This window comes from Spiroplasma endosymbiont of Panzeria rudis (genome assembly GCF_964019705.1).
GTDB classification, from domain to species: Bacteria; Bacillota_I; Bacilli_A; order Mycoplasmatales; family VBWQ01; genus Spiroplasma_E; species Spiroplasma_E ixodetis_A.
This window is the reverse complement of record NZ_OZ026460.1, coordinates 387,946-401,642: the sequence shown is the minus strand read 5'-3', so window position 1 is coordinate 401,642 and position 13,697 is coordinate 387,946. Positions and strand designations below refer to the sequence as shown.

Annotated in this window: 14 protein-coding genes and 1 pseudogene; 10 read left to right on the top strand and 5 right to left on the bottom strand. The window is 24.4% G+C overall.

Annotation, left to right across the window (positions count from 1 at the left end; all coding sequences use genetic code 4):
- The first annotated feature begins 22 nt into the window (after positions 1-22).
- A complete protein-coding gene (gene ylqF, locus AACK89_RS02225) occupies positions 23-925 on the top strand; it encodes a ribosome biogenesis GTPase YlqF (RefSeq protein WP_281747933.1) in 903 nt (300 codons plus the stop codon).
- Positions 915-1,532, top strand: a complete 618-nt coding sequence (locus AACK89_RS02220; protein WP_338978961.1) for a ribonuclease HII — start codon at positions 915-917, stop codon at positions 1,530-1,532. The genes ylqF and AACK89_RS02220 overlap by 11 nt, the downstream gene beginning before the upstream one ends.
- Here the strand turns inward: AACK89_RS02220 and AACK89_RS02215 are convergent.
- The gene (locus tag AACK89_RS02215; protein WP_338974998.1) at positions 1,525-2,100 is read right to left on the bottom strand and encodes a hypothetical protein; all 576 of its coding nucleotides are present in this window, start codon (positions 2,098-2,100) and stop codon (positions 1,525-1,527) included. The two genes, AACK89_RS02220 and AACK89_RS02215, sit on opposite strands and share 8 nt — an antisense overlap.
- Before the next feature lie 307 nt (positions 2,101-2,407).
- On the opposite strand from AACK89_RS02215, the gene AACK89_RS02210 reads away from it, so the two are divergent.
- Positions 2,408-3,163, top strand: coding sequence for a hypothetical protein (locus AACK89_RS02210; protein ID WP_338978960.1), 756 nt, complete (start codon positions 2,408-2,410; stop codon positions 3,161-3,163).
- 165 nt (positions 3,164-3,328) lie between these two features.
- Here the strand turns inward: AACK89_RS02210 and AACK89_RS02205 are convergent, their stop codons facing one another.
- A complete protein-coding gene (locus tag AACK89_RS02205; RefSeq protein ID WP_338978958.1) occupies positions 3,329-4,258 on the bottom strand; it encodes a hypothetical protein in 930 nt (309 codons plus the stop codon).
- A 384-nt stretch (positions 4,259-4,642) separates the two neighbouring features.
- Here AACK89_RS02205 and AACK89_RS02200 point away from each other — a divergent pair, with 384 nt between their 5' ends.
- Complete coding sequence (locus AACK89_RS02200) at positions 4,643-5,107, top strand: hypothetical protein (RefSeq protein ID WP_338978956.1); 465 nt, start codon at positions 4,643-4,645, stop codon at positions 5,105-5,107.
- Positions 5,108-5,181: 74 nt separating this feature from the next.
- Here AACK89_RS02200 and AACK89_RS02195 read toward each other — a convergent pair whose 3' ends face one another.
- On the bottom strand, positions 5,182-6,675 hold the full coding sequence (locus AACK89_RS02195) for a YfcC family protein (protein WP_252319388.1): 1,494 nt from the start codon (positions 6,673-6,675) through the stop codon (positions 5,182-5,184).
- Between the two features lie 343 nt (positions 6,676-7,018).
- Between AACK89_RS02195 and AACK89_RS02190 the strand changes: the two genes are divergently transcribed.
- From AACK89_RS02190 to AACK89_RS02165, 6 genes and pseudogenes are all read left to right on the top strand, one after another.
- Entirely contained in the window at positions 7,019-8,779 is a 1,761-nt protein-coding gene (locus tag AACK89_RS02190) for an APC family permease (protein ID WP_338978954.1), read from the top strand.
- A gap of 256 nt (positions 8,780-9,035) precedes the next feature.
- Positions 9,036-9,875, top strand: coding sequence for a hypothetical protein (locus AACK89_RS02185; RefSeq protein WP_338978952.1), 840 nt, complete (start codon positions 9,036-9,038; stop codon positions 9,873-9,875).
- Between the two features lie 215 nt (positions 9,876-10,090).
- Positions 10,091-10,264: a hypothetical protein gene (locus AACK89_RS02180; RefSeq protein WP_338978951.1), complete on the top strand. Its 174-nt coding sequence runs from the start codon at positions 10,091-10,093 to the stop codon at positions 10,262-10,264.
- A 69-nt stretch (positions 10,265-10,333) separates the two neighbouring features.
- A complete protein-coding gene (locus AACK89_RS02175) occupies positions 10,334-10,807 on the top strand; it encodes a hypothetical protein (protein ID WP_338978949.1) in 474 nt (157 codons plus the stop codon).
- A gap of 69 nt (positions 10,808-10,876) precedes the next feature.
- Positions 10,877-11,975, top strand: a pseudogene (locus AACK89_RS02170) (IS3 family transposase).
- 394 nt (positions 11,976-12,369) lie between these two features.
- Positions 12,370-12,834: a hypothetical protein gene (locus tag AACK89_RS02165; RefSeq protein ID WP_338976152.1), complete on the top strand. Its 465-nt coding sequence runs from the start codon at positions 12,370-12,372 to the stop codon at positions 12,832-12,834.
- Positions 12,835-12,907: 73 nt separating this feature from the next.
- Here the strand turns inward: AACK89_RS02165 and AACK89_RS02160 are convergent, their stop codons facing one another.
- Both AACK89_RS02160 and AACK89_RS02155 read right to left on the bottom strand, forming a co-directional pair.
- Positions 12,908-13,486, bottom strand: a complete 579-nt coding sequence (locus AACK89_RS02160; protein ID WP_338978948.1) for a hypothetical protein — start codon at positions 13,484-13,486, stop codon at positions 12,908-12,910.
- 30 nt (positions 13,487-13,516) lie between these two features.
- Entirely contained in the window at positions 13,517-13,672 is a 156-nt protein-coding gene (locus AACK89_RS02155; protein WP_422397456.1) for an IS3 family transposase, read from the bottom strand.
- Positions 13,673-13,697: the final 25 nt, after the last annotated feature.

Below are 13,697 nucleotides of genomic sequence, written 5' to 3'. Positions count from 1 at the left end.
TGTATTAAAGGAGTTAAAAAAAATGCCTAATGAAAGTACCCATAATCAAATTCATTGATTCCCTGGTCATATGATGAAAGCCATTAAAGCAATTGAAACTAAGTTACCAATTATTGATGTTGCAATTGAAGTTTTAGATGCACGAGCACCATTAGCAACAAAAAGTACTTTATTAGATCGTTTATTAGAGAAAAAAATAAGAATTATTGTTCTTAACAAAGTTGATTTAGCAGATGATAATTTTACTAAAGAATGAGTTAATTTTTTTGAAAGTCAAGGTTTTTCTGTTTTATTGGCAAAATCATTAACTACAAAAATGAAACCGCAGTTATTAAATTTAATTACTAAATTAATGGAGCCACAAATGGAAAAACAATTGGCAAAAGGTATTGTTAATCCAAAAATTAAGGTATTAATTATGGGATTACCAAATACGGGGAAATCAACATTTATCAATAATTTATTACAACGTAAAGTAACACAAACTGCTAATATACCTGGTGTTACTAGAGGTCAACAATGAATTAAATTAAATCCAACGATTGATTTGTTAGATAGTCCTGGTATTTTACCACCAAAAATGAATGATCAAAAAGTAGTAATGATTTTAGCTTTAATTAAAGCAATTCCTGTTAAACATTTATTTTTAGAAGAAATGGCTAATTTTGCTTTAACCTTTTTACTTGAGAATTATTATGAAAGATTAGTAAAATATTATAATATTAATTTTGAAATTAAAAATATTAATGATGAAACATTATTTCTTTATTTTAAGAAATTAGCACAAAAATATCATTTAAAATTGGCTAATGATGAAGATAATACTCATCGTGCCATGAATTTATTTATTAATGATTTACAAGTAGGGAAATTAGGATTAATTTCATTTGAAATACCACCTAAGATTTTAAAACATGAAAAGTAGTTTACGATACGAAATTGATAATTATTCATCAGGAACATTAATTGCTGGTTTTGATGAAGTGGGAAGGGGAGCTATTGCAGGACCAATTGTTGTTGCAAGCGTTATTCTTAAACCAAACTTTAATCATCCTTTAATTAAAGATTCAAAACAATTATCAACAAAACAACGAATAGCAATGTATCAAATTATAATTGATAATGCACTAACAGTTTCTGTTAGTATTAAAAGTCATCAATTTGTTAATATTCATAATCCTAAGCAGACTAGTATTTTAGCAATGATAGAAGCATTTAATAAATTAAAAATAGTACCTGATGTGTGTTTAGTTGATTTTGAAAAACCACAATTTCCTAATTTTCTAGGAAAAGTTGAAGCAATAGTTAAAGGTGATCAAAAATCACTTAATATTGCTAGCGCTTCGATTATTGCTAAAGTAGTAAGAGATAAAATTATGATTAATTATGATACTAAATATCCTAATTATGGGTTTAAAAATCATAAAGGGTATTATACAAAAAATCATCAGATAGCATTACAAAATTATGGTATTTGTGATATTCATCGTATTAGTTGTGCGCCCGTTAAAAAATATAGTGGGATTATATAATAGAGAAACTTTTATTATTACAATTATTTATTGGTAATAAGTTATTATCTAATTTATTTATATCTGTTGCTAATAATTTATTATTTTGAATATTAAAAATTTCTTTAATTGGTTTAGTTCCTTGATTTATTAAAATATTTTTAAATGATTGAAGGCCATGTTTTTGTAAATTCTTTTCTAATTGGCTTGTAGGTGTTTTAATATTATAGGCAACTTCTAAATAAAAGAATCTTTTTTGAAAGTCATGGTCAAAATCTTGATATTTTTTATAGATTTTTTCTATTTTATTTATTATATTTTTATTTAATATTTTTTGAAAGGCATTATTGTTAATAATGTCTTTGCTAATATTTTCTAATAAATAGTGTAGTGGAAATAATTCAGTAGAATAACTAGTAACATTTTTATATGGTAATAATAAGTCATTGATTATTTCTTTTTTAATATTGTATTTTTGTCTAATTTTATTAGAAGTTTTAATTATATTTATTTTAAAACAAAATTTATTATCTTTATTATCAATTACTAACATAGTTGAAAATATTTCTTTATATATTTTTTTTAACATTTTATTTTTCCTTTTTTATTTGGATATTTAATTTAATAAAAATCCTAATATAGAAAAATAGCTATATTAGATATATACATTTATTAAATTAAAATAATTATATCTAAAAATATGAAATAATACTATTTATTTTTTATTATTGCTTTTCTTCATAATTATGGACAAATCTTATTGAGATTTTTAATTTAATTTTTTTGAAATAAACTTATATGTTTATTAAATTTTCTAGTTCTGTTATAATTAAACTATATTAATTTAAAGTAAAATAGTTTTTAATTTATAATTTAAGATAGTCAGGGGAATTATAATGACAAAGAAATTCGGTTATAATTTACTAACATTTGTATATTTTTCAAATCAACGTCGCGGTACTGCTAAATTAGTTTTGAAAAAAAGTACATGTAAACATATTATTAAAATTTACAAGAAAAATAAAAATTTACAAATAAGTGATAAGGTAAGATTATTATCTAATTTTTTAAGTAGTAATATTGTTTCTAAAATTTCAGCTTTAGCAGAAGAATCTTTAATGCCATATACTTTGATTGATGAAATAGTTTTTGTTATTCTTGAACGATGAGAACTATTTTTACAATGAAGTAAAAAAATAACAAATGCTCTTATTATTACTGTTAATAAAAATCTAGAATTTAGTGCTGATTGAGTAGGTAATGAGAATATTTTTGCAGAGTTAATAACCGAATATACTATTAATTATAAAGAATTAGGAATGAATACCATTATTTTTAATAATGGTTTTTCTTACGAAAGAGATGGTATTAAGTATAGTGATAATGGTATTGCTAAAATTATTTTAACACCATGTTTATGAAAACAATTAGATAAATTAAATAATAGTTTTGAGATATCGCAATATTTAAGGAATGAACAAATATTTTGTTATCTTTCTTTAGAACCAAATTCTGATAAAATTTTAAATTATGCTTTTGAACAATTGGCAGTTTTAATTTTTAATAATAAAAAATATGTTAATGATGCTTTTCTTAAGTTTAAAGTAGGTGTTGTTTTAGAATTTGAAGCAGTAGTGCATGAACAATTTTAATTAAAACAAATCTCAGCAATGAAAATTAATAGCGAAGAATTAAAATAATATATATTATTTTGAAGTAAAAAATAAGGTAATACTAGACTAGTATTACCTTAATTAATATATTTTAGAAAAGTTGAATAATAATTTTATGCTAATCATATCATTATTATTTTACTATTAATTGTTTATTCTTATTATTATTGTTGACTTTAAAGAAATAGTTTCTTGGTTTTTTACTAAAGCAATAGAAAGTGTTAGTTCATCTCCGTCTGTTAAATTATTTGGACGAGGTATTCCTGTTCTTTCAAAATTTATAACATTAAATTTTGCTTTTCAACCAACCAATTGTTCAAAGTTATTAAATTTAATAGCTTTTTCAGTTCTGCTTTTGCTTATTAATGGTACTTCTGTTTTATCTTTTAATCATTTATTAACAGTTTCTTCTAATTTATAACCCGCTTGGAAATACTCAATAGAACTTCCTTCATAACCAAATTCATTATAACTTAACTTAGCAGGACTATCACTTGCAAAAATATTAAATAAAGCATCAGTTCCAGTCATTACTTTTACTGTATATTTATCCCCTAAATTTGTTTTACCATCTTCTTTAAAGAATTGTAAATTATATGTCCCATCACCAACTACAAGTTTTTCATCATCATTTGGTTCTACAAATTTACTAGTAGAAACTTTTATATTAGATATTTTATTTTTAATTTTAGCAACTTCCGCTGCATCAAAAGTACCATCTTCAGGTGTTGTTCCTGATGTTAATTTCTGTTGTAAAACAGATTTTAAAAAATAGAAACTGTCTTTATCTTTAGCTTTGGCTTGACCAGTAGTTGCCTCTTTTTCTAATAATTTAGTAACCAAAATATCGGAATTATCAATTCAGAAAAAGGATGTATCTTTTTCTCAATTAAGTCTAATAGTTTTTAAACCGTTTCCTTCATCATTTGTTAAACCTAAATTTATTGATACTTGATCTAGTAATATTTTTACCTGATCTTCTTTGTTGTTACCACAAGCTATAACAGTAGTTACTGGTACTGTTGTTATGACACTAGCACCTAATAACTTTAATAATGTTCTCATATTCCTCATTTTTCTCTTAACCTCCTCAGTTAAATCTAGAATAGATGTGAGAAATTATCTTCAATAATCTTATGTAAAACATATTATTTTAAATAACTCACTAACACTATTATAATACATAAAAAAAATTTTATTGTTTTTTTAAACCTTTAAGAGTGTATTTGTAAATTATTAATAGTAAAATTAAATAAAAAAACACTTATAATTTTAATTTTTAATATATTTTTATTATATTAAAAATTAAAATTATATTAGTATTTATTGTTATAAAGTAATATCTGAAAAAAATAAAAATAATAAAGTATAATATTTCTATAAATAAAAAAATATAAGTTTTTGACCTATTGTTTAAGTTTTAAGCAAGTAGGTTTTTTATTTTGAAAGGGGAAAAATATGAATTTAAAATCTTTACTATCTGAAATAAAATTTGATTATAAAGAAATTATAGAAATTTTTAGAAAAATAGCAGCAAAAAAGGAAAATATTAAATCATTATGAGATGAATTAAGTAAGTATAAACAGCAATTACAGAAAGAAAAAAGTGATGATAATATTAACCAAAAATTATTAATTATTTATAAAGTTTCTGCTTTTGTTGAAGAAATGTTGTTAAATTCTTGTCAATCAACAGAATATGATCCTGCTACTGGAAAAATAATTAAAGACAGTAAAATGAGTGAAAATTTTGTAAATGATTGAAATAATATTAATAAAATATTAGAACAAATTTTTTTACCAGAAGATGAAGTTGTAGAAATTTCAGAATTAGCAGATGATCAATTAAGTCTACTAAATAATGAACAAACGCAAACAAATCCTGAAAGTGAATGTTTTCCCAAATATTGTTTAATTTTATAAAAATGAAATAAAAAATAAAAAAACTTTTCTCTAATTAGAGAAAAGTTTTAATTAACATAGTGCTTTAAATTCTACTAAAATATTGATTGAGGTAATAAAGTTCCAATACTTAACATTATTAAGGCAAAGACAGTAATACCAATAGTATATGGTCAAATTGCTCGATAAAAACTTGTTAGGGGAACTTTAGCAATGGCAAGTCCTGCCATCATTACACCTGCACTTGGTGCAAATAAATTAATTCAACCACTAGCCATAACAAAAGTAGTAATCATTCCTGAACCTAATCCTAAAGGAATTACTATTTTTGAAACAATAGGGAAAACGGCTTTTGCAAATCCTGATGTTGAAGGAATAACAAAGGCAATCAAAAGAAAAGCAAAAAAACCAATAATAACAATAGCAAATCTTGGTAATTTATCAATACTTTGCAATTGTCCAACAACAACATGTTGCATTCCTGAATGTTGTAATGATCAGCCAATTCCACCAGCAACAGCAATTATTAAAGCAACACCTAATAATTCTGAAGAACCACTAATAAAATTACGAACATATTGTTCTTCGCCTTTTCAATCAATTGCTGCAATGATAATTGAAACAAAGAAAAATAAGAAAGCTAACATTTCAATGTTTCAGTCACCAAATGCATTAATTTGACTTGTGAAATATGGAAAATATTTAATTAATGTATTGTGAAAATCATCAAAAATAGTTGTTCCTGTAATTTTACCTCATGGAATAATACAAAGCACCATAATTAAAAATGTTAATCCAAATAGTGCTAAAATAATTTTACGACGTTTAGTAAATTCAGGTATTTCTTCTTTATTAATAAATTCTTCATGATGCTCGCTATGTAAGTGAAAAACAACTGATTTTTCAGGATTACGTTTAACACGGATTGCATATCACATAACAAAAGCAATAGTACCGATAGTTGCTAAAAATCAACAAATTAAACGTCAGATGATTCCATCACCAGGATTTAAACCACTAGCTTGTGAAGCTGTAGCAATAGCAAAGGGATTAAGTGTTGAAAACATAACACCAACACCAGCACCCAATAAAATCATTAATACAGCTGTAACAACATCAAAACCAGCAGCTAACATTGCTGGAATAATAATTAAATAGTAAGGAATAGTTTCTTCACACATTCCTTCAACTGTTCCACCAATCGATAGGATAGTCATAATTGAAGGAATAATTCAAATTTCTTTTCCGTTTAGACGTTTAACTAAACGACCAATTCCTGCATCTAGTGCACCTGATTTCATAACTATGCCAATATATCCACCAATTACTAAAACAAAAACAATAATATCACTGCTACCAATGAAACCTTTAATTGGAGCCAAAAATAAGTCCATGATACCTAATGGCCCACCGTCTTGTCAAGGGTTATCGGTGCTTACAGGCTTTGATTCATCTTCTAATCATTTACCTGTTGTTCCTGGAATCCAAGAAATAATGATAATTAGAGCAATAATAAAGAATAAGACTGTAATTGCTGTTGGCATTTTAAATGGAAATAAACGAAATTTTTTCTTTTTGGTAATTCCCATATATGATTAATACCTCCTTCTTTATTTTTTTAAAAGTATTATTATATAATACACTATTTATCATGTAGAATAAAAGATGTTTAAGCTTATTTTTTAAAATAACTTATTAAAAAAGTAGTATTTTTATTTAAGTAACACTATTATAATAATAGTTTTTAAAAAAATGTTATTTTTTTATTAGTATTATTTGAAAATTTAATTAAATATTAGTAGTATTTTAAAATAAAATTAGTTATTATAAATTACATATATTTTTTTATTTTTTTTGATTTTATTGACTATTTTATTAATTAATGAAATCACTTTAAAGATATATAATTATTATAATTGAAGGGAGAATATTATGTTAAAACTTTTTAAGAAAAAAGAAAGGACAAATCATAAATTAACTTTATCAGAATTATTCTGGTTTGGTTTTAATTATACTGTTGGAATTACTTTTACTGCTAACTTTGCAATTTTAATTAATAAAGATAGTTTAAATTTAGGTTCTCATATGATTTGAATTTTTTTAGTAGAAGGATTAATTGCAGGAACTTGTGCTTGAGCTTTTTCAAGACTTTCAAGAGTACATCCGGGTAATAATGGTGCTGCTTATATTTATGTTAGAAGTAGTTATGGTCGCTTCTGAGGTTGATTAATTTCTTTTTTACAGTATGCTACTTTACCTGTTATAGTTAGTTCACAAATTGTATCAATGATTAGAATTAACTTTACTGATCCATCTTCTTTTTTATATGCTAATTGAGGAGTATGACAACATTTAGGATTAGATTTGATTGGAATTCTAATTTATGGTTTAGCTTCTTGTGTATTATTTTTAGGAATGGCTGCATTTAAAAAATTTGTGAATATTTCTAGTTATTTAAAATGAGGAACAACTTTTTTATTAATCATAGCAACTATTATATTATTTGTGATGGCAGGAACTTCAAATTGAGATATGACTACTTCTCATCAACAATTAACTGCCAATAACTTTTCACAAGCTTTTGCCATGTGTTTCTTTTTCTTTTTAGGATTTGAAACCTATTCAACAATTGGTAAAAATGTTAGAAATCCTGAAAAAAATATTAGTCGTTCATTAGTTATTGTTATGATTTTATCTACTATTTTTTATATGGCAGTAACAATTCTTATGATTGGTGCTGTTGCTGGCAATTTTTCAGATAATCCCAACTTAAGTATTTTTAAAATTTTAGGTGATAAAGCTCATGCACAATGATTAGGAATAATTGGTATCCTTGTAATGTTAATTTGTACTATTTCATTAAAGTCTAATGCTGGAATGCAAAATGCTTTATATAGTGGTGCTATTTTAGAACCATTATCTGTTGAAGGGTATATTTCACCTAAATATAAAGAATTATCAAAAGATAACATTCCGTTTAAAGCTTCTAGATTAAATTTAATTATTACTTTTTCTTCAGCTTTTGTATGATTAATTTTACCTGATATTATTGGAGTAATAGTTGATACGTTACATCCTGTTTATAAGGATGGACAATTAGTTTTAAGTTCGATTGTTAATTATGGAACATTAACTGCTGAAGCCGGTATTATTATGGTTATTATTTATGTTTTTGTACTTTCCATTGCAATTAAACTGTCTATAGAAAAGAAATTGAAAAAAAATATTTTTGAAATTATTATTTGACTTGCAGCAACACTTTTCTTAGTTTGACAATTTGAAGAATGATTAAGATCTTTAATCAATGGTTTAATTTCAGGAGCAAATCTTATTGGTAAAGGTGGAACTGATACTACAAAAGGAATATCTGATATAACTTCTAATGTTTTACAATTAGTTTATTTAATTGCTAGCATTGCATTTGCTCTAATTTGATACTTTGCTTATTATAAACCAATGCAAAGAAAAAGAGCACTTACAAATCCTAAATTACAAGAAGAATTGGATAGCGAATTTAGAGTGAAAGATGATTGACCTTTTGTTGCAAAAAATCTACAAAATGAAATTGAAAATTATTTAGTACGTAATGTTTTAATTAATGGTGATGATAAAAACCCTAATTATATAATTGCTAAAAATGTACGTAAAGAATTATTGATGTCAGAAGGCGAATGGCGTGAAGATGAAGAATAAAAAAAGTTTAAAAATGTATTAGTTATAATAACTAATACATTTTTAGTATTTATTATTTTTGACAAATTTTTATAGTAATATTAAAGGTGTTAATAATTAATATTTTTTTATATTATTATAAAGTATATTGATGGTAGAAAGTAAAATATGATGTATAATGTTAATTGGATTCATTTCAATATTATGTTTAGAAGTAATTCTAAATTGTGGTTATTGTATTTGTAGTTCAAAAGTCATATTATTGGAGGTACTATATATGAATATGAAAAATATATTAAGATTAATGGGTGCATTAACATTAACAACAGCAGCTACTACTTCAGTTGTTGCTTGTGGTGATAAAGCTGGTGTAGCCATGAACGTAGAAGTATCAAAACAATTAGGGTTAACAGATGATAAAGGAGAAGGTGTACAAGCAGCTTCACTTGATACAACTGTCAAGGATAATGTTACTTGAACTGTTGATGCTTTAAAAACACCAATTAAAGCTAGTGCATTATTAGGAGAAGATAATAAAGCTGCTAATCAAGCATGTGCTGATTTTCTTACTGGTAAATTAAAACAAACAGCTACAGATGGAAAATTTAATAAAGAAGAATTAGATAAAATTACTGGTGCAGTTACTGATTTTAAACCAGAATTAGCTAAAATGGATGATGGTAAAGATTATGCTATTACTGGTGGTACTTTTAATTTCCAATTTAAAAAAGGTGAAGAGGAACTTGGTGATGTTTATGGTATTAAGTTAAAAGCTGATAAAACAAAAGGTGTTATTGCTGCTGCTCTTACTACAATAGCTGCTGAAATTAAAATAGTAGATACTGATGTTACTACAAATCAAAAAATTATGTTTGTAGATGGTACTACAATTCCAGAAACTGCAAAAAAACCAGGAGAACCAATACAAATTAAAGGAGAATCAGATCAAGTAAAACAGTTTACTGCTTTAAATACTCTAACTGCTTTAAAAATTGGGGCAAATTTAGGAATAATTACTGCTGCTGGTGATGCTTGAGCTGCTGGTGATAAATTAGAAATAACTTATAAAACTGGTGATGTTACTTTTGAAGCAAAAACTGAATTAACACTTGCATAATTTTATAAAATAAAAATAATATTAATACTCCTTTTAATTTAAAAGGAGTATTTTATTTTACAAAATGTTTATTTTTTTCATATTTTTAAACATTATAAACATATAAATATTGGATAACTTATTATATGATATTATATTTGGAAAAAAGTAACTAAGTTGTTAATTTATAGTTATTATAATAAGTTTAAATAATATTATTGGAGGTATATGTGAATATGAAAAATATATTAAGATTAATGGGTGCCCTTGCATTAACAGCAGGAGCAACTCCTTCAGTTGTTGCATGCGGTAATAATGGTTCAAATATTCCTAATAATCCGCAATTAAATGGCAAATATGCAGAATTATTAGGATGATATAGTGATGAAAATACAAGTATAATTGATTAAGTAATAAATTTTGATAATCTTGGAACTTGTATTATCACTGCTGACTCTACTAATCTTATTAAAAATAAGTTGTTTAAAGAAAAGTTATTAGTTGAAGGTTCTACTGATGGTAAATGGAAAGCAAAAAATACTGATTCTGCAACCTTTTTAAGGGAATTGGGATTTACATCTGGTAATCAAGATAATGATTATTCAGAACCCGATGTTGATGCTATTACCAATTTAATTGTAACAATTAAAACTGCTGCTCCAGGTGAAATATCAGTTGCTGACACAACTGACTTTAAAGTAGCGGATGGTATTTGTCAAATTGATATTATGAGTAGCAAAACTGCTGCTAAGCTTGTTAAATCTTATAATATTAATATAAAGGCAGCAAATTTAAATGTTTCAAAGGTAATAACAAGTAATATTATAAAAGAACCTTTAAATGATTTAAAACTAACTGCTGATCAAGGATTCAAGGTCGATCAGCCAACTTCTGGTTTTAAATTAGAGTTTACTGATGAATTAAACAAAACAAAGTTTGAGTCTTTTGGATAGGTTACACTTTATTGGACACTAATTACGTAGACAAGTGAACAAATTAGTTAAAAGAAAGGAACTATAATTATGGCCAATATTAACTCATATACCGATGAATTTAAAAAACAAATAGTAGCTTTATATCAAAGCGGTAAGTCAGTGTCTTGTCTTGCTAAAGAGTACAATGTTACAAGAGCAGCTACTTATAATTGAATTAAGCAATTTACTAATTCAGGCAGTTTTAAAACTAAAGATAATCGTTCTATTGAAGAAAATGAATTAATTAAATTAAGAAAAGAATTAAAACAGTTACGAATGGAAAATGATATTTTAAAGCAAGCAGCACTAATAATAGGCAGAAAATAGAAATTATTGCTAAAAATAAAGTTAAATATAAAATTCGCACAATGTGTCGTTTTTTAAAACTTTCTAAATCAACATATTATTTTAATTTAAAGGAAAAAGAAAAAAACAAAATAATATTTATGATGAAGCTGTTATTAGTGCTTTTAAAGAAAATAAAGAAGTTTATGGAACAAGAAGATTAAAAGTTGTTCTAAAAGAAAAGAATATTTATTTGTCACGCAGAAAAATTAAAGAAATTATGAATAAACATAATTTAATATCAAAATACACTAAATTATCATTCAAAAATCATCATAATAAAGTCAACGATAGTCAAATAACCAATATCGTTAATAGAAACTTTAATAATAGGCTTAAAAATGAAGTTATTGTTAGTGATTTAACTTATGTTCAAGTTAATGGTAAATGAAACTATATTTGCCTATTAATTGACCTATTTAACCGCGAAATTATTGGACATAGTGTAGGTACTAAAAAAGATGCATCATTAGTACATCAAGCATTTATGCACTCAAATCGTTGTTTAAAAGATATTCAAATATTTCATAGTGATCGCGGTAATGAATTTAATAATAAAATTATTGATAAACTTTTACTAGCATTCAATATTAATCGCTCTTTAAGCAAAAAAGGTTGTCCTTATGATAACGCTGTTGCTGAAGCAACTTTTAAAACTTTCAAAATTGAATTTATTAATGATAAAAATTTTACATCATTAATCCAATTAAAATTAGAATTATTTGATTACATCAACTGATATAACAACATAAGAATTCACAGCACTTTAAACTACTTAACTCCAGTTAATTATCAAAAATAAATGTCTACCAAAAAATAGTCCTAAAAAGGGTTGCCATTCCACTTTACTTAAAGTATTAAATACATCTTTTACAACTCATTTTTTTAGTTCACCTACCGGCACAGAAGAAATAAAAACTTTTAATGATGGTGAACCCGCATTTTTACAGTTACATTTTGATAGTGTTATTCTTGCACAAAAAATGGCTGTTGGAACTCCAGGCAAATAATAAATTTTCTAATTAATATAAATTAAATTTAAATCTATAATAAAATATATTATTTTATTATAGATTTACTTTATTTCTAAATAATTTAGTTGTAAAATTAAATAAGAACTAATACTTGATTTCTTAAATCTCTTTTCATTTATTTAAATTGAAAAAGGATTTATTTTATTTAAAGGTGGTAATCAAATGGCAAACAAATCATATTATGTTAATGATAACAATCAATTAAAAAATTATAAATTAGAAAAATATAAAATTGATAATGATTTAAAAATTTTATATAAAGTAACAACAACTTATAATGATACTGAACCTAAAATTTTAAAAGCATTACCAATTGAAGAGTTGGATAATAATACTATTGATTCTTTTTTTATGTTGATCAAACAAAATCAATGTGATAATTTTGCTGTGTATTATGAAAATAATTATGATATTAAAAAAATTAATGATTTGATTAGTAATCAAGAACTAAATTTTACATTTGAACAATTAGATTTTTTAAAGCAATTTTTTATTAGTATTAAAAATGTTGCTATTACTATATTTGATATGCGTATTAAGCCAATTATAAATAATACTATTGATAGTAATAGTAGTAATAATGGTATTAGTAATACTTTTCAATCTAAACCACGAATTTTAAATTAATATTTTTTTACAATTTAATTTTAGAAAAAAATATCAAAATAAAAACTAAATATTACTTAATTATAATTAGGTTTTACTGATTAAATATTCCCATATTATCATTTTTATCTCATGATCCAATTCTATTTGTAATAATTTTTATACCTTGACCTTGTGATAAAGTTTTAAAAAATTGATTAATTTCTTCAAAATGTTCAATTATTATTGAAATTGCTGTAGTATAATCTGATTCTAAAATACCACCAGCAAACCCAGTCTCATCTTTTTTAGTAAAATCAATAATAATGTTATAAAATAATTTTTGAAAATTACTTTGATTTTCATCATTATATATTTGTTCCATATTCAAAAAAATATCATAACTAATTTTTATAATTATTCAATCGTGAGCAGCAAAACGATACGTTACTTGAAATTGATTTTCATCATTGAATGTTTGTTTATTACAAATTTCTTTAAAATTCATTTCATTAGCTAAGCATTTATAAGGATAATTTTTTTTAGCTAATACATAAATATTATCTTTATCATCAAATTTTACATTTGTAATAGATCTTGCTAATCCTGTCATTTGTTTAAATTCCATTTCATTAGTTAAACACTTATAAATTCCGTTTTTAAATCAAGCATAAGTATTATTATGGAATGGCAACCCTTTTTAGGACTATTTTTTGGTAGACATTTATTTTTGATAATTAACTGGAGTTAAGTAGTTTAAAGTGCTGTGAATTCTTATGTTGTTATATCAGTTGATGTAATCAAATAATTCTAAGGAAATGTTTAGTAATCTGTGTAACTTACAAAAATAACTATGTTTAATTAATTCTAGTAAATATAATTAAATGACTAGAAAGAGTGAGTTA